Source organism: Streptomyces sp. Ac-502 (assembly GCF_045222935.1).
Classification (GTDB): Bacteria; Actinomycetota; Actinomycetes; order Streptomycetales; family Streptomycetaceae; genus Streptomyces; species Streptomyces monomycini.
Genome location: NZ_JBHFFO010000001.1, coordinates 1725159 through 1741873 on the forward strand (window position 1 = coordinate 1725159; position 16715 = coordinate 1741873).

Consider the following 16715-nt stretch of genomic DNA (forward strand, 5'->3'; position numbering starts at 1 on the left):
GCGATGCAGACCTACCCTGGCGGGTCGCGCAGGAAATTCGGGAGCGGCAAGGAGGCAGCACGCCCCATCACTCCGCCCACTGCGGCTCTTCCGTACCGTCGCCCGCCGTGCCGTCTGATGCCTTTCTCGGCGATCAATTTCTTCGGGAGACTCGTCATGCAGAGCACCATGCAGGATGGTCCGCTCAATGTCGCACGCATGCTGAAGCACAGTTGCGCCGCCCATGGCTCGTCGGCGGTCAAAACCTGGCAGAAAGATCGTTTCGTTCGTACGACCAATGCCGCTATCGGCGCACGGGCAGCCCGGCTTGCTCGTGCATTACGTGACGAACTCGATGTGCGCACCGGGATACGGCCGGAAGCGGACCAGAGCATCGTCGGCTCCCTGATGTGGAACAACAGCCGACACTTGGAGGTGTTCTTGGCGCTCCCGTCGATGGGGGCGGTCCTGCACACCCTCAACGTGCGCGTCGGCGAGACGCAGCTCGCCTACACCATCAACCACGCACCCGACGAGGTGATCGTCGTAGACGGCGAGCTGACCGGACTCCTCGGCTCCGCGCTCCCCCACCTCACCAGTGCACTGCGGCACATCATCGTGGCCGGCCCCGGCGACCTGGAGCCGTTGTCCAAGTTCACCGGCACGGTGCACGACTACGAAGACCTGCTCGCACGGCACTCGGCGGACTACCCCTGGGCCGAGGAGTTGGACGAGCACACCGCCGCCGCCATGTGCTACACCTCCGGCACCACCGGCGAGCCCAAAGGAGTGGTCTACAGCCACCGTTCTCTGTACTTGCAGTCGCTCCACCTCATCAGCCCCGATGGCTGGAACATCAGCGCCCGCGACACAATCTTGCCGGCGGTTCCCATGTTTCATGTCAACGGCTGGGGACTGCCCTACGCCGCGGCCCATACCGGCGCGACACTACTGCTCCCGGGACGGAACCTGCAGCCCGGCCCATTGGCCCGCATGATTGAGCAAGGCCGGCCCACCTTCGCCGCGGGAATTCCCACGATATGGACGGCTCTGTTGCAAGAACTACGCGAGGGCAGCTACGACAGATCCAGTCTGCAGCGCGTGACGACCGGCGGCTCGGCCTGCCCACCGGCCTTGATGAAAGCCTACCGTGACGAACACGGCATCGATCTTCTGCACATCTGGGGTATGACGGAAACTCTGGGCCTGGCGTCCGCGGCGGTGCCGCCGAGCGGCCTGACAGCTGAGCAGGAATTGCCATACCGCCACAGTCAGGGTCGCTTCCCCGCCTACCTGCAATACCGGCTGGCCGGCCCGGACGGCGAACCAGTGGCCCATGATGGGGCGACAACCGGAGAGCTCGAACTGCGCGGCCCCTCGGTCACCGGCGCCTACCACGGCGGGCCGGGGCAAGCGCCGGTCCAGCCGGATTCCAGCTTCCGTGCGGACGGCTGGCTCAGGACCGGAGACCTCGGGACGATCACACCCGACGGCTACCTGTCCCTCACCGACCGCACTAAAGACGTCATCAAGTCCGGCGGGGAGTTCATATCCAGCGTCGACCTCGAAACCCTCCTGCTGGAACACCCTGCGGTCTTCGAGGCCGCGGTCATCGCCGTCCCCGACGATCACTGGGGCGAACGCCCGTTGGCGGCCTTGGCTTTCCACGAGGGAACCGAAGCCGACCCGCAGGAACTGAGCACCTTCCTGGCACAGCGGACCGATTCCTGGAAGCTACCGGAATACTGGGCGGTGGTACCCGCCATTCCGAAGACTTCCATGGGTAAGAACGACAAACGACTCCTGCGACAGCAGTACGCCCAGGGCAACCTGCGGACCGTCAAAGTAAAACGGCACTCTCACCCGCGAACCGACTGAACGATCACCGTGACGGCATACACCGGCATGAGCGAAATCCGCGTAAGCCCCGTAAGGAGCCTCTACTCGCACGGGGTCAACAGCCCTCAGCGACTCATCGTGGCGGGTCACGGCATTCGCTGGTCTCGTCCTGGGGAATTGTGGTAATCCATGCTCCGTCGCTTCCCGAGCCGAGGTTCCACTGACAGCCTGCTGTCCAGTTCTCGCAGGATGTGCGACCTGGGCACGCCGTAGTCCGCTCTCAGCATCTGCGTGGTACCACCAAGGTGCGGGCACCGGAGCGGGTTCGTCCAGTCCACAGGCCGGTCAGGGAATCCACTTCGCCTTGTCGGGCCGGTTGGCCTCCAGGCGCTCGAAGGTCCGGGGGACGTCTTCCTTTCCGGTGTACGCCTGGATCAGCACAAGGCGGTCGGTGGTTGCCATGGCTCGGGACAGCGCGTGGTCCAGTGCCGCCGGGGTACGGGCGCTGAGCACGAGCGGCCGGGGAACACCGAGGGCTGTGGGCATCCTGCTCCACCGCCAGCGCGCGATGTCGTTGTAGGCGGCTCGGGGGCCGTGCGTGGCTCGCTCGATGGTGTACCCGTCGTTGTTGACCAGGATGATGACCGGCGTGAGGCGGTGGCGGCCGATGGTGCCCAGTTCCTGGACCGTGAGCTGGGCCCCGCCGTCGCCGACGAGCAGCAGGCCGCGCCGCGACGGGTCTGCGAGCTGGGCCCCGAGGAGGGCGGGCAGGCCATAGCCGATGGAAGCCCAGATGAGCTGGCCGATGAACCGGGCCCCGCGCGGGAAGCGGTGGTCGACGATGCCGAAGAGCGACGTGCCGTCTTCGGCGATCACTGTATGGCCGGGCCGTACGGCGGCGCCGACCGCCTGCCACAGACGACGCTGGGTCAGCGGGCGCAGCGTCGGCCGCAGAGCCCTGCCCAGCGTGGCAGCGGTCTTCCCAGCCGTGGCCGACTGGCCGGTCGCCGACTGCTCCGGCACGGACGGTTTGCGCTGTTCGGTCCACGCCTGCGGTGGCTGAGCCGGGGGATGTTTCCTGACCAGGCCCGTGAGTACGGCCAGTGCCGTAGCCAGCGGTACGTCCGGGAAGGCCGTGCCGTCCACCTTCGCCGTCGTGATCCCCAGATCGATGCCTCTGCCGGGGTCGAAACCGTGGGTGAACTTGCCAGTGGTGAGGTCGGTGAGCAGCACGCCTGCGCGGATCAGCAGGTCGGCGTCGTCGATGGCGGCGCGGACCGGAGCCGGGCTCATGGCGCCGCCGTAGCAGCCGAGAAAATCGGGGGCGCTCTCGTCGACGACCGTCTTGCCTGACGGCAGGACCGCGTGCGGGAAGGAACTGGCCGTCAACAGGTCGGCCAGTTCGCCGCGGGCCCGGAAGCGGTCCACGAGGAAGTCGGCCAGAACGGCGACGGTGTCCGCGGCGGCGAGCCGCTCCCGGGCAGCCGCGCGGAAAGCTGCCAGGCTGTCTTTGTCGGCGCGCCGGGGCTCCGGAATGGCCGACGGTCGGCTCGGCGGTGCGGGTGCCAGCGCGACATCACGCGGGACCCTCAGGTATCCGGGGCGGCTCTCCCGTAAACAGGTGGTCAGCACCCGGTCGATCTCGGCGACGGCGTTGTCGGTCCGCAGTACGGCGTCGGCGCACACCACGTGCCGGTGCGCGCGGGCGAACCGGTCGAAGTCCCCGTCCGCCATGGTGTGGTGCACCAGGCTTCCGGCCCACTCGGTGTCCTGGGTGGGGCCGACGACGATGTGCAGTAGCGGTACGCGTTCGGCATAGGCCCCGGCCACGCCGTTGACGGCGCTCAGTTCGCCGACCCCGAACGTGGTCAGGAGCGCGCCGAAGCCGCGGGTGCGCCCGTAGGCGTCGGCGGCGTAGGCGGCGCCGAGTTCGCTCGCCGTCCCGACCCACCGGACGCCCGGGTGGGCGAGGACCCGGTCGAGCAACGCGAGGTTGTAGTCTCCGGGCAGGCCGAACAGGTGCCGTACACCGACGGCGTTCAGGCGGTCGAGAAGGTGGTCCATGACCGTGGACCTCGTGCCGGGCGGGCTGGATGTCATGAGTGCCTTCCTTCTGGGATACCGCCCGTGGCGCCGTGCACGAGACGGCGAACCGCGTGTGCGGCGTGGACGGCCGTCAGCTGAGCGATACCGGTGGGGCGGTGTCTGCCGGTGAGGAGCCTGCGGCCGTGGCGGGGGGTGGGTTGGTGCCCACGTGGACCGGAGCGTCGGCGAGTCGCGCCGGCGCTCAGATCATGGCGGTGGCGCCGCGGCGTTCGGGCGCACGTGGACGCGCACTCATCCAGTAGCACGTCAGCCTGCTCGTGGACAGTGGCTGAACACCTGGCAGGCCGTATGCCGTCGGTCGGCGAAGCCGGCAACAGGCACGTGGCGCCGCTCTTCGGTACCGGCGTGCTTCTTTCGCACATCTGGACTCCGAGCAGTGAGTTCGCCCGAGGACCATCGTCGTGTCCATAGCTGCGCCGCTCCCGACAGGCCGACGGCCGTCGAGAGCGGCCGCCACGACGTCGCGTCGCCGGCTGGAGCGGTTGCGGTTCGTGGGCCCGGTGCATGGGGTTCTGGTCAGAGTTGCCTCGCAGCCGACCGAGGTGAGCCTCTAGCCTCCCTGGGGCGGGGCCAGTCTGCGGTGGTGTGGCCGAGGCGTATGCGCTGGGGATGTTGTCCCACGTCCGCGGAGGCGCCCCGTTGCCCTGTGGTGAAGTCGATCGCGGTGACTCGGTCGGCCGCGCTCTCGGAGATGACGGCGGCGGTGCCGTCACCGGTGACAGTGGCCCAGTAGGGCTTGGAGGCGGGGACCAGCGGGCCTTCTTGCAGGGTCTCCCGGTCGACGACGGTCGCGTAGTTGTCCATCACGCCTGTGACGCAAAGTTTGTCGCCGTCGGGATTCATGGCGATTCCGTGGTGGCGGGAGTCGTTGGCCCACGCCATTCTGTTAACGCTGGTCGCCACGTTTCCCGGCAGTGTCTTGACTCGGGTGATGGCGTCGCGTTTCACGTCGTACTCGATGAAGCCGTTGAAGAAGGAGACCTGGAAATACAGGAGGGTCTCGTCGGGGGTGAAAACCGCGGGCCGTACGGAGTGGGAGATGTCGCGTCGGCCGTAGATGTCGAGACGGTGCCGCATGTTGATGGTGCGCACCACTTCCAGCGTCGCCGCGTCCGCGATGGTGATGTGCCTGTCGCCCTTGGCCCGGTCGAACCACCGGACGTCCAGATCGGTGCCGACATGGCCGATGGACATGTTCCAGATGTGGCGGCCGTCTTGGGTGAAGATGTTTTCGTGGGGCTTGTCGCCCGCGGGGAAAGAACCGAATTCCTGGCCGGTGGTGATGTCGAGGACATGGACGGTTCTGGCGGTGAAGGCCGATACCGCAAGGCGTGTGCCGTCAGGTGAGAGCGCCATATGATCGGCCCGGTGGCCGGCCACCGGAAAGCGCCACCGGATGTCGCCGGTGGTCAGGTCGACACAGACCACGTCGGCGAAGCTGGGGCGGGAGACGGCGATGGCGGAACCTTCGGGCGTGGAGAAGACGTCGTCGGCGAACTGGTCGTGGCCTTCACCGTAGATCTGTCGTACGCCTCGGAAGTAGGCGTGTTTCACGGGGTGGGCGCGGATTTCCCGTAGTCGCTGTTCCTTGTCGGGGATGACGTTGACGCGCCCGATCCGCTCAAGGCCGGTGGAGGAGTCGAGGACATCGACCGTTCCGTCCCAGTTGTTGCCCACGAAGAGCACCTCGCGCAGGGCCGCCTTGGAGGTGCGGTTGCGCGAGCGCGTGGTCTGTTGCTGTGCCGCCATTGGGTGATCTCCTACGGGGACGTGGGGAGCCTGTGCGCGCACGAGGCTCTTCCGGCAAGCCTCGGAGCGAGCTGGGCTTCGGATGGCCGGAGCAGGCGTGTCTGTGTGTTGCCTTGGCGCCCGCGCCTGACCCTCAGGGGTGGTGGTCGCCGTCGCTGCGACGGCTGTCTTCCGGGGCTGCCCAGCAGGGGGCGAATCCGCACAGCCCATGTCGGCCGGCGGGCACGGGCTCTGCGTCCGGGGCCCGGCCCGTGCATGAAAGCTCGGGGGGGCTTGCCCAGGTTGAAAGGAAACCTCCGGGCCCTGGCTCCGAGACGCGCTGTGGACGGGAGTCCACCGGACTTTGGCACCCGGGCGAAGGGGAGCACCGGGCTCTCCCGGCGAATACACGTTCCGTAGCTCGAAGGCGCCGGGCAACCATGAGTACGGCGGCGATTCGTCGGCTTCCCGGTCGCGTTACGCACGGGAGGGGCGCTCCACCTTGACAACCGGCAGTGCGCTGTCCGCGTACTGCTGCCGGAGAAGCTTTTTGTCGATTTTCCCCACGGGTGTTTTCGGGACGGCCGGGATGACCGCCCACTGCTCGGGAAGTTGCCAGGCGCTGATCCGGCTCGCCAGGAAGCCGCTCAGCTCCAGCAGCTCGGCCTGTGCGCCGTCGCAGAAGGCGACAGCGGCCAGCGGACGCTCTCCCCAGCGCAGGTCGGGAATGGCGATCACCGCGGCTTCGAACACGGCCGGGTGCTCGACGAGGTGATTTTCCAAGTCCACGCTGGAGATGAATTCACCGCCGGACTTGATCACGTCTTTGGCACGGTCGGTCAGCGTAAGGAAGCCGTCGGGGGATATCCGTGCGATGTCGCCGGTCCGCAGCCACCCGTCCGGGCTGAAACTGCTTTCCGGGCGCACCGCGTTCGCGCCGACTCCCCCGTGGTAGGCCCCGGTGATCGAGGGGCCGCGCAGTTCCAGCTCGCCGGTCGAGACCCCGTCGTGGGGCACAGGTTCACCGTCGGGCCCGGATAATCGGTACTGGACGTAGGCCGGGAACCTGCCTTGTGTGCTGCGGTAGGACCACTCCTCCTCCTCGTCGTCGAGGCCGCCGGGTGCCACCGCGGCGGAGGCCAGGCCGAGGGTCTCGGTCATGCCCCAGGAGTGCACGAAGTCGATACCGTACTCCGCGCGGTAGGCCCGCATCAGGGTGGGTGGGCACGCCGAGCCACCGGTCGCGACGCGTTTGAGGCTCGTGGTGTCGTACCCCCTCGGCCGAGTTCCTGGTACAAGGCGGTCCAGACGGTGGGAACGCCGGCGGCGAAGGTCGGACGCCCTTGCTCGATCATGCGCGCCAGCGGTTGCGGCTGCAGGTGGCGGTCGGGCAGGAGCAGGGCCGCGCCCACGTGGGCTGCCGAGTGCGGAAGTCCCCAGCCGTTGACGTGGAACATCGGCACGACCGGGAGAACGGTGTCCCGGGCGCTCATGTTCCAGCCGTCCGGGCTGACCAGGTGCAGAGACTGCAGGTACAGAGAACGGTGGCTGTAGACCACGCCCTTGGGGTCCCCAGTGGTGCCCGAGGTGTAGCACATGGCCGCTGCGGTGTGTTCGTCCAGCTCGTCGGCCCACGGGTAGTCGGCCGGATGCTGGGCGATCAGCTCCTCGTATTCGTGCACGAATCCGGTGAACCCCGACAGTGCTTCCCGATCGCCCGGGCCGGCGACGATGATATGCCGGAGTTTCCCGGAGAGATGCGGAATTGCCGCGCCGAGCAGGCCGACGAGGCCGCCGTCCGCCACGATTACTTCGTCGGCCGCATGATTGATGATGTACGCGAGTTGCTGTGTCGTGATGCGCACGTTGAGCGTGTGCAGGACCGCGCCCATCGCCGGTACTCCCAGAAACAATTCCAGGTGACGGCTGTTGTTCCACATGAGCGTGCCGACGACGCTCTGATCCGCCTCCTGGCGGGTACCGGTACGCACGCCCAGTTCGTCGCGCAGCGCGCGGGCCAGCCGGGCTGCCCGCTCGCCGATCTGTCCGTAGGTGGTGCGCTCGAAACGGTCACCGCGCCATGTCGCGACAACCGAGCTGCCGTGGGTGGCGGCGCTGTGTCGCAGAATGCGCGCAGCACTGAGCGGGACACTCTGCATGGTGCTGTGCATGGTGGTCCTCCTGAGCGTGAAACACTGTTATGGGAGAGAGCCACAGGTGGGCCCGACGTTCGCATGTACGCCGGAGGAAACAATGAGGAGAACTCCGGACGTTTTCGCTGGCTGTGGGCCACGTCGCGCTGCAGGAAGAAACCTGCCTCCGCCTTACTGTGCACGGGCGGGCCCCGACCACGCAACGACGCCGAATCGCCGTGACGAGAACCGGACACGCACATCTGCCTCCCCTATCTGAGCTGAGCATGTGACACGTTCATTTGCCTCCAGGATTTGCTTTCCCGACCGGTCCTCACGCGCCCTTGTCGCCCGGCGGACGATGACTAAGCTGGAGGAGGCGATTCCTCCGCCCACTGCTCGGCTGCACACCGCAGAAATCCCACATCCCCCTTCTGCTGCCACTGCACATCAGCACCCTTTTCACTATTCCCGCGCATCCCGCACCCGTGGCGGCGGTGCGCCCTCTTCGGCTGCCCTTGGCCGGGTCTGGAGGCCCCATGAACGAGTCGGGCATATCCATCGAACCCCCGAAGCAGACGATCTACGTCAGAGACACCCCGGTGGCGTACGCGGAGCTCGGCGACGGCCCTCCCCTGCTGCTTCTGCACGGGCTCGGCGGGACGTCCGGCGACTGGAACAGCGTCCTGGCGGCCCTGGCCGGCCGCCACCGCGTCGTCGCGGTGGACCTGCCCGGATACGGTTCGAGCGGTCCCATCCCGGACAGCAGCCCCGCAGGCATCGCCAACTTCATGTGGGACGTCTCGGACACCATCGGGCTGGAGCGGCCCGCGCTCATGGGTCACTCGGAAGGCGGTGGCGTCGCCGCCGAAATGGCGCTCGCCGAACCTGCCCGGGTGCCCCGCATGGTGCTGGTCAGCGCATCAGGCATGGGCCGCGCCATCCACCCGGCCTTCGTTCTGATGGGGGCGACCCCCTGGGCGCGGCCTTCCCCTTCCTCGCCAAGCTGCCCGGCGGCCCCGAGATCCTGGTCCTGGGGCTGGCTCTAGCGGGATCACCACGCCCCTGGCGGATACCCCAGCCCTGGGCCGCCAAGATGCGGCAGACCGCCTCCTCCACAGGGATCCTGACCGCCGCCCTCGCCACCGTGCGCCAGGCCACCAGTCTGCGCGGCCAGGAATGCCTCGTACTGGACCGGCTCCCCGAACTGACCATGCCGACACTGGTCGTATGGGGCAAGCAGGACACCATCCTGCCCGCCTTCCAGGCCCGCAGAGCCGTCGACCGCCTGCCCCAAGGGCGGCTCGTCCTGATTCCTCTCGCAGGCCACCTGCTCCCCATCGAAGCCCCGGACGCTCTGCTGGCCGTCGCAGCTCCCTTCCTCCAAGAAGACCAGGCGCAGGGGGCCGCCCCGGTCACAACGGACAACGGGGCCGGATCGCAAGCCGAGGACCGCACGACGTGACCGCGCACCCCACCCCCGTCACGGCCCCGGCCAGGCAGCTGTCCACCGCACTGACCGAACTGGCCGCCAAGGCAGGGCTCCCCCTCCCCTGGCCGGTGCGCCCGGAGCCGGACGACCGCCGCCACAACGCACCGGCCTGGAACTCCAACCCGTACCACCGCGCCCTCCTGCAGGCATACCTGGCCTGGCGCCGGACCGTGCTCCAAGCGGCAACGATGCCGGCGGTACCGCACAGTTGGCGCAGACCCGCCGAGTTCCTCGCCACGAGCGTCACCGACGCGCTGTCGCCCGGCAACTTCCTGCTCACCAACCCGGCAACCCTGCGCGCCGCGCTCACCAGCCGCGGAGCGAGCCTCGCACGTGGAGCGTGCAACCTGCTCGACGACCTGGCCCACAACCGCGGGCACCCGGCGAAGATGTCCCCGGGAACCTTCGCCCTGGGCCGGGACCTGGCAGCCACCCCCGGACGCGTCGTCCACCGCAACCACCTCATGGAACTGCTGCAGTACGAGCCGCAGACCCGAGAAGTCCACGAGGTGCCACTGCTGCTCCTGCCCGCCTTCGTCAACAAGTACTACATTTACGACCTCGCTCCCGGCCGCAGCCTGGTCGAGTGGGCCGTACGCCAGGGCTTCACCGTCTTCACCGTCAGCCTCCGTGACCCCGGCCCCGGCCAGGCGACGGCAGGACTGGAGGACTACTTCCGCGACGTCCCCCTACGGGCCCTGGAAGTGGTCGAGAACATCTGCGCCACAGACCGGACGCACCTGGTGGGCCTGTGCGCGGGCGGAATCTTCGCCGGCGCACTCGCCGCCTGGCTCGCCGCGGGCCACGAAGGCCGCGCGGCTACCCTGACACTGCTGATGGCCGGACTGGACTACGCGGACCCGGCCACCGACAAACCGATGGGCGCCACCCAACTTCTCCTGATGTCGAAATGGCTGATGGGCCGCGGCCCTCTCATCCACAGCCACCGCATCAGTGACTTCTTCGACCTGCTGCGCGCCGGCGACACCCTGTGGGAACCCCTCGCCCGCGGCTGGCTGCAGGGCAAGCGCCCCGAACCGTTCGACATTGTGGCCTGGAGCCAGGATGGCATCGCCGTCCCCCGGCCCCTTTTCGACGACAGTATGCGCCTGATGGGAGGCAACCTTCTCGCCCGCGGCCGACTCCACCTCGCCGGCAGACAGCTCCACCTGCCGACCATGACCGCGGACGTCTTCGCCGTCGCCAGCCTCCGCGATCACATCGTGCCGTGGCAGACCGTGTACCAAGGAGCCCGCGCACTGGGCGGCACAACCGCCTTCCACCTCGTGCCCTCCGGCCACGTAGGCTCAGTGGTCAACCCGCCCCGCCCCAAAGCAGCTTACTGGCACAACGGACCCCGACTGCCACCCGACCCCGCGCACTGGCTGGCCACCGCCACACCCCGATCTGAGTCCTGGTGGGCAGCGTGGACCCGCTGGCTCGCCACCCGCTCGGGAAACCGGGTGCTCGCGCGACGTTGCGGAAGCGACAGCTACCCGGCCAGCTCACCTGCCCCGGGCAAGTATGTCTGTTCCGCGGCGGCACCCCGCCCTGGAGACGTAGTGTGATGCGCCCGAAATCGCGAGCCTTAGTACTGCAACGGTGCTTGCCGTGACTGGTGGCCAGTTGGGTCGTTGGTCTGGTTATGGGTGGGGGCCTTGCTGATGTCAGGTTGTGGGCGGGTGAGCTTGAAGCGGTGCATGGGCGGTTCGTGCACCGCTTCAGCCGGGAGGAGCCGCGCCAGTCGGCGCTGGCCTATATGCGCGGGCTGATCTCGCCGCTGGAGCGGAAGAACGGCTGGACGCTGGCGGAGGAGGCTGGTTATGGCGGCCCCGATCGCATCCACCGGCTGCTGAACCGCATCGAGTGGGATGCTGACGAGGTCCTGGGCGACGTACGTGACTACGTCGTGGAACACCTCGGCGACCGGGACGCCGTGCTCATCGTCGATGACACCGGTTTCCTGAAGAAGGGCGTCCGCTCGGCCGGGGTCCAGCGGCAGTACTCCGGCACCGCGGGACGCACCGAGAACTCCCAGATCGGGGTCTTCCTCGCCTACGCGACGGGCCGCGGACGCACGTTGATCGACCGGCGGTTGTATCTGCCCGCGTCGTGGACGGATGACCGTGAGCGATGCCGGCGGGCGGGCATCGGCGACAGTGTCGCCTTCGAGACGAAGGTGGCCATGGCCAAGGAGATGATCCGCCGGGCCATCGCCGACCGGCTCCCGTTTCGGTGGGTGACGGCCGATGCCGCTTACGGCTTCAGCAAGGGCTGGCGCTTCGAGCTCGAGCAGGCCGATGTCTTTCACGTCATGGCCACCACCCGGCACGACACCGTCGTCACCCGCTGGGCCATCGACCACCCCGTCCACGACCTGTTCCCCGGCCTGCCGCGGCAGAAGTGGAAACGCCGCTCCTGCGGCGAGGGGGCCCACGGACGGCGGATCTTCGACTGGGCCCGCGTTGAGGTGCGGCCCTGGCACCGCGAGGACCGTCAGCACTGGGTGATCGCCCGTCGCAGCGTCAGCCGGCCCGAGGAAATCTCCTACTACATCGCCTACTGCCCCGCCGGCACCACTCTCGACGAGCTGATCCGCGTCGCCGGGAGCCGATGGGCGGTGGAGGAATGTTTTCAGAGCGCGAAGCAGGAGTGCGGGCTGGACGACTACCAGGTCCGCCGCTACCCGGGCTGGCACCGCCACATGACGTTGGCCATGGCCGCCCACGCCTGCCTGACTGTCCTGCGGGCCCGTGAGCTGGATGCGGAGAAAGCAGAAACGGATCCTCCCAGCTCATCCACCTCAGTCTTGCCGAAATCCGGCGTCTGATCTACCGACTCACCCACCGCCGGCCGGCACCGGCCGAGCACATCCTGTACTGGTCACACTGGCGTCGACGGCGCCAGCACCAAGCCCGCAACAGTCACTACAAGCAACGCGGGCACAGCCCCTGATCCTGGCCACCAGTCACGGCAAGCACCGTTGCAGTATTAGACGTCATCTCATTTGGCGAGTCTGCGGTAGCAGATGAGGGTGCAGGCGATGCTGGTGAAGGCGAGGAAGTGTGCGGCTTTGCGTTCGTAGCGTCGGTGGAGTCGGCGGCAGCCGGCGAGCCAGGACATGGTGCGTTCGATGGTCCAGCGGTGACGGCCGAGCCGCTTGGAGGTCTCGATGCCTTTGCGGGCGATGCGGTGGGTGATTCCGCGTCGGCGTAACCATCGACGCAGGTGGTCGTAGTCGTAGCCCTTGTCACCGTGGAGCTTGCCCGGCTTGCGTCGCCGGGGTCCGCGGCGGGAGCGGATCGGCGGTATGCCTTTGACCAGGGAAACCAGGGCCTGACTGTCGTGCAGGTTGGCCCCGGAGATGCCGACGGACAGGGGCAGACCGGTCCGATCGGTGATCAAATGGATCTTCGAGCCGAACTTGCCCCGGTCTACAGGATTCGGGCCCGTCAGGTCCCCCTTTTCAGGGCCAATGCCGCGTAGTTAAGCCCCGGTCGGGTTCGTCAACTTCTGTCGCCATGGCTGGGGATGGGCGGCGATGAACAAACGGGGCCTCTGGTAGAGCCGGGAGACCGACCAAGATCTTCCGCTTACGAGAGGCCCCGTGTCCAGTCAGTCTGCCACCTTGGTGCTCACCCGTACCGTCACAGTCGCCGCAGGCGTCTACGCGCCCGGTCATCTCGGCGAGTTGACTCCGTACATCCCCTTCGAGCTGGTCGATGACGTGCTGGCGCGGACGCGTAGAGTCCAGCAACGGCTGCGGCAGCTCCCTCGCGGGTCGGCGTGTACTTCCTCCTAGCCCTGGGCTTGTTCCCGACCCTTGGATACGCCCGGGTGTGGGACAAGCTCACCGCCGGTCTGCACGGAATCCCTCTGCCACGCCCGTCGGAAAAGAGCCTTCGGGATCTGCGCCGACGTCTCGGTCCGGCGCCGATGAAAGAGCTGTTCGAGGTGCTGGCCGGCCCTCTGGCCCAGCCCACGACACCCGGCGTGTGCTACCGACGGTGGCGGACCGTCGCCTTCGACGGCTGCAGCTCCCTCAAGGCCGCCGACCAGCCGCAGATCCGTGGCCTTCTGGACAAGGTCCGCCGTCACCGAGGTACGGCAGGTTACCCGGCGCTGCGCCTGATGGCCCTGTGCGAAACGGGGACCCGTGGTCTGCTCGGCGCGGTCTTCGGCCCGGCTGCAACCGGCGAGATGGCTTACGCCACCCGGCTGATGCCACTGCTGACGCCCAAGATGCTGTTGCTGGCCGACCGCGGCTTCGATGCCGACACGTTCCTCGCCTCCGTCTCCGGCACCGGCGCCCAACTCCTGGTCCGTCTCAACCCCCGCCGCCGCCCGGCCGTGCTGGCCACTCTGCCCGACGGATCCTTCCTCACCCGATTCAACGAACTCAAGCTCCGCATCATCGAAGCCCACATCACCGTCACGACCAGCGACGGACAGCACATCGGCGACCACTACTGGCTGGCCACCACCCTGCTCGACCACCGCACCGACCCAGCCGAGGCCCTGGCGCGCCTCTACCACGAACGCTGGGAAGTCGAATCGGCCTTCTACGCCCTACGCCACACCCTGCTCACCGGCCGAGTACTGCGCTCTTGTGACCCATCCGGACTCGAACAGGAGGTGTGGGCACTCCTCACGCTCTATCAGCTATTGCGCAGGGCCATGGTGGACGCCACGGAATCCGCCCCGGGCACAGACCCGGACCGGGCCAGCTTCACTGTTGCCCTCCAAGCCGCCCGCGATCAGGTGATCACCGCTGCCGGCATCCTGCCCACCGAACCTGCCGACACGGCCGGCGTCCTCACGAACGCCGTCCTGACCGCCTTGCTCCCCAGCCGTCGCCCACGCATGAGCGCCCGCAGGGTGAAGTGCCCGCTGTCGCGCTACCCGCTCAGCCCAACCGAATGCCGACCGTTGAACAGCCAGACCATCACGCATCTGGCGATCAACATCCACCGCCCCCACGACACGCACACCGCATCCGGAGGCACGGACACAGCTTCGCGGTCCCGCAGCGCCGCGCTGGCCAGGACCGGCACCAAAGACCGTACGCTCCAACTCCTGCGCACCGACCCATACCGAACATGGCGCGTGCGCGAGATCGCCCACGCCCTTCAGTACCCCAACTTCCACAGCCTTTGCGCTCAGTTGAGTCGCTGGGCCCGAGAAGGACTCCTCCATAAACCCGATCACGGCACCTACATGCTCACAGCGTCGTGGATCCACCAGGACCAGCCCCAACCACCGGCGCCGACACTATTGACGAAGCCGACAGGGGCTTAACTACGCGGCATTGTTTTCAGGGCCCGCATGTTCACCGAGTCGATCGCACACCGGGACCAGTCCAGCTCACCGCGGGAGCCCAGCTCATCGAGGACCAGGCGATGAAGCTTGGCCCATACCCGCGCCTTCGTCCACTCCGCAAGACGCCGGTGAGCTGTGGCCCCGGACGGTCCGAACGAGGCGGAAGGCAACTGCTGCCACGTACACCCCGACGTGGCCACGAACACGATCGCCGCCAGCACCTCCCGGTCACCGCGCCGGCGCCGCCCACCGCCCTGCGGACGCGACGGCGCCTCCGGCACCACACGCTGGAACAACTCCCACAACTCATCCGGCACCAGCCGCTCAACGATCCCCGCCACGCCAAGAGCCTACCGAACCGCCCAAATGAGATGACGTCTTACTGTAGGAAGGTGCCCAGTTCCTGAGGTTGTGTCTCGGCACCCTCTGCGCCCGGGAGGGCCCGTCACCTCCGTTCGCGGGCTCCCGTGTCAGTCGTTCCGCGCGTGCCCGGGCCCCGGGCCCGGGCCGGGGGCGACCAGGGTGATGGCGGCCTCGATGAGGGCCCGGATGCGGTCGGCGGTGAACCGTTCGGGTTCGAAGGGGTGCATCATCATCCAGCCGTCGCCCATGGCGCTGAGCTGGTCGGCGAGCAGGTCGGCGGGGATGTCGTCGCGGACGGCGCCGCGGGCCTGGCCGGCGGCGAGGGCCGCGGCGTGTGCCTGGCGGTAGCGGGCGTAGCGCCGCTGGATGAGGGCGGCGAAGGATGGTTCATACCGGGCGTGGGCGAGCAGCTGGGACATGACGGGCCAGAAGTCGGGGTCGCTGGTGACCAGTTCGAGCCACCGTTCCAGGAGTCCTCTGAGGTCGGCGCGTTCCCGGGCGGCGGCGAGCATCGCGTCGTACGTGTCGAAGCGGCTCTCGGCCAGCGCGGTGACGAGTTCTTCCTTGTTTGCGAAGTAGTAGGTCACCGCTCCGGTCGTGCAGCCCGCGCGCTGAGCCACCTTGCGCAGTGAGGCGTTGGCGTATCCCTCCCGCGCGATGACCGATGCCGCTGCCTCCAGGAGCGCGGCGCGTTTCGCGGCGTGGTCGCCGGTGGGGCGTCCGCGTCGTACGGCCTGCTCGGTCCCGTTGTCGCCGCTCACTTGTCGGGCCACCTTCCGTTGTCCGTGATTCTGGCACACCTTTTTCGTAACAATCGTTGTGTAAAAGACGGTCGTCTTCTACCGTTCTTGCGTCTCCCCGCCTGAAAGCCTGAAGGAGAGTCACCGATGGATGAGTCAGTTCGGGAAGCGTTCAGGGAAGACGGCACCGCCCTCATCGAGGACTGCCTGGACGAAGGGCAGTTGGCGCGGTGCCGCGAGGCGTTCGACTGGGCCGTGGCGAACCCCGGCCCGCACGCGACAACGATGTTCGACGGGACCGAGCGGCGCTCGCACGTGGACAACGCCAACCCGCTCGCCAAGGAACGACTGGACGCGATGGTGTCGTCGCTGCCGTTCGGCGAACTGTTCGCCGGGCTGTGGGGCTCAGAGCACGTCTGGTACTTCGCCGAGGAGATCTTCCTCAAGTCCGGCGGGCGGGGCGCCCGAAGCTGCTGGCACCAGGACACCGCGTATCTGCCCTGGGCGGGCGAGCACTGGGGCAACGCATGGATCAGTTTCCAGCACGTACCGAAGCACAATTCGCTGGAGGTCGTCCGCGGCTCCCACCGCGGCGTCCAGTACGACGGGACCACCTTCGACCTCGACGACCCGACCGAGCCGCTGCACGGCGGCGGCGTCCTGCCGCGCCTGCCGGATATCGACGCCGAACTCGCGGCCGGACGCGACACCCATGACGTGCCCTATGACGTGCTCTCGTGGGCGGTCGACCCCGGCGACGTCCTCGTGCTGCACCCCCGCTCGCTGCACGGCGGGGCCGGCGTCGACGCCGGTTGCCCGGACCGGCACACGCTGGTCCTGCGCTTCTTCGGCGACGACGCGACCTTCCGTCCCCTGCCGACCGTGAACGAGCGCTACGCCCGCAACGGCATCCTCTTCGTGGAGGAGATGGCGAAGCTGGACCCGGGGGCTCCCTTCCGCTCGCCCGTATTCCGCCAACTCCTGTGACCGCACCGTCAACTCCCGTAACAGCAACGG

At 67.9% G+C, this 16715-nt stretch carries 9 protein-coding genes and 4 pseudogenes; 7 read left to right on the forward strand and 6 right to left on the reverse strand.

All coding sequences use genetic code 11. From position 1 onward, the window contains the following. Positions 1-156: 156 nt before the first annotated feature. Positions 157-1857 carry a long-chain-fatty-acid--CoA ligase gene (locus ACEXOX_RS07690; RefSeq protein WP_406519673.1) on the forward strand — a complete coding sequence of 567 codons (1701 nt, stop codon included), beginning with the start codon at positions 157-159 and terminating at the stop codon, positions 1855-1857. Positions 1858-2163: 306 nt separating this feature from the next. Here ACEXOX_RS07690 and ACEXOX_RS07695 read toward each other — a convergent pair whose 3' ends face one another. The 3 genes and pseudogenes from ACEXOX_RS07695 to ACEXOX_RS07705 form a co-directional block, all read right to left on the reverse strand. After that, a complete protein-coding gene (locus tag ACEXOX_RS07695; RefSeq protein ID WP_406519674.1) occupies positions 2164-3918 on the reverse strand; it encodes an alpha-keto acid decarboxylase family protein in 1755 nt (584 codons plus the stop codon). A 522-nt stretch (positions 3919-4440) separates the two neighbouring features. Next, positions 4441-5673 carry a YncE family protein gene (locus ACEXOX_RS07700; protein ID WP_406519675.1) on the reverse strand — a complete coding sequence of 411 codons (1233 nt, stop codon included), beginning with the start codon at positions 5671-5673 and terminating at the stop codon, positions 4441-4443. Positions 5674-6129: 456 nt separating this feature from the next. Continuing rightward, positions 6130-7823: pseudogene (locus ACEXOX_RS07705) on the reverse strand (long-chain-fatty-acid--CoA ligase). Between the two features lie 500 nt (positions 7824-8323). Here ACEXOX_RS07705 and ACEXOX_RS07710 point away from each other — a divergent pair. From ACEXOX_RS07710 to ACEXOX_RS07725, 4 genes are all read left to right on the forward strand, one after another. Then, positions 8324-8833, forward strand: a complete 510-nt coding sequence (locus ACEXOX_RS07710) for an alpha/beta fold hydrolase (RefSeq protein WP_406519676.1) — start codon at positions 8324-8326, stop codon at positions 8831-8833. A gap of 47 nt (positions 8834-8880) precedes the next feature. Further along, positions 8881-9249 (forward strand): alpha/beta fold hydrolase, encoded by a 369-nt coding sequence (locus tag ACEXOX_RS07715; RefSeq protein ID WP_406519677.1) that lies wholly within the window; start codon positions 8881-8883, stop codon positions 9247-9249. Beyond that, a complete protein-coding gene (locus ACEXOX_RS07720; protein ID WP_406519678.1) occupies positions 9246-10844 on the forward strand; it encodes a PHA/PHB synthase family protein in 1599 nt (532 codons plus the stop codon). Before ACEXOX_RS07715 ends, ACEXOX_RS07720 begins: the two co-directional genes overlap by 4 nt. 77 nt (positions 10845-10921) lie before the next feature. Further along, positions 10922-12106 (forward strand): IS701 family transposase, encoded by a 1185-nt coding sequence (locus tag ACEXOX_RS07725; RefSeq protein WP_406518361.1) that lies wholly within the window; start codon positions 10922-10924, stop codon positions 12104-12106. Positions 12107-12279: 173 nt separating this feature from the next. Here ACEXOX_RS07725 and ACEXOX_RS07730 read toward each other — a convergent pair. Beyond that, positions 12280-12741: pseudogene (locus ACEXOX_RS07730) on the reverse strand (IS5 family transposase); the annotation flags it as partial. A gap of 142 nt (positions 12742-12883) precedes the next feature. Between ACEXOX_RS07730 and ACEXOX_RS07735 the strand changes: the two are divergent. Further along, a pseudogene (locus tag ACEXOX_RS07735) lies at positions 12884-14574 on the forward strand (IS4 family transposase). A gap of 14 nt (positions 14575-14588) precedes the next feature. On the opposite strand, the pseudogene ACEXOX_RS07740 reads toward ACEXOX_RS07735, so the two are convergent. Further along, positions 14589-14936: pseudogene (locus ACEXOX_RS07740) on the reverse strand (transposase); the annotation flags it as partial. Between the two features lie 129 nt (positions 14937-15065). After that, positions 15066-15719, reverse strand: coding sequence for a TetR/AcrR family transcriptional regulator (locus ACEXOX_RS07745; protein ID WP_406519679.1), 654 nt, complete (start codon positions 15717-15719; stop codon positions 15066-15068). A 126-nt stretch (positions 15720-15845) separates the two neighbouring features. Here ACEXOX_RS07745 and ACEXOX_RS07750 point away from each other — a divergent pair, with 126 nt between their 5' ends. Beyond that, complete coding sequence (locus ACEXOX_RS07750; RefSeq protein ID WP_406519680.1) at positions 15846-16685, forward strand: phytanoyl-CoA dioxygenase family protein; 840 nt, start codon at positions 15846-15848, stop codon at positions 16683-16685. Positions 16686-16715: the final 30 nt, after the last annotated feature.

What these genes read in the sequence shown, in the direction of transcription:
- ACEXOX_RS07750 (WP_406519680.1), top strand. Translation starts at nt 15,846, where the DNA reads ATGGATGAGTCAGTTCGGGAAGCGTTCAGGGAAGACGGCACCGCCCTC.
- ACEXOX_RS07710 (WP_406519676.1), top strand. Translation starts at nt 8,324, where the DNA reads ATGAACGAGTCGGGCATATCCATCGAACCCCCGAAGCAGACGATCTAC.
- ACEXOX_RS07725 (WP_406518361.1), top strand. Translation starts at nt 10,922, where the DNA reads ATGGGTGGGGGCCTTGCTGATGTCAGGTTGTGGGCGGGTGAGCTTGAA.
- ACEXOX_RS07690 (WP_406519673.1), top strand. Translation starts at nt 157, where the DNA reads ATGCAGAGCACCATGCAGGATGGTCCGCTCAATGTCGCACGCATGCTG.
- ACEXOX_RS07700 (WP_406519675.1), bottom strand. Translation starts at nt 5,673, where the DNA reads ATGGCGGCACAGCAACAGACCACGCGCTCGCGCAACCGCACCTCCAAG.
- ACEXOX_RS07695 (WP_406519674.1), bottom strand. Translation starts at nt 3,918, where the DNA reads ATGACATCCAGCCCGCCCGGCACGAGGTCCACGGTCATGGACCACCTT.
- ACEXOX_RS07715 (WP_406519677.1), top strand. Translation starts at nt 8,881, where the DNA reads ATGCGGCAGACCGCCTCCTCCACAGGGATCCTGACCGCCGCCCTCGCC.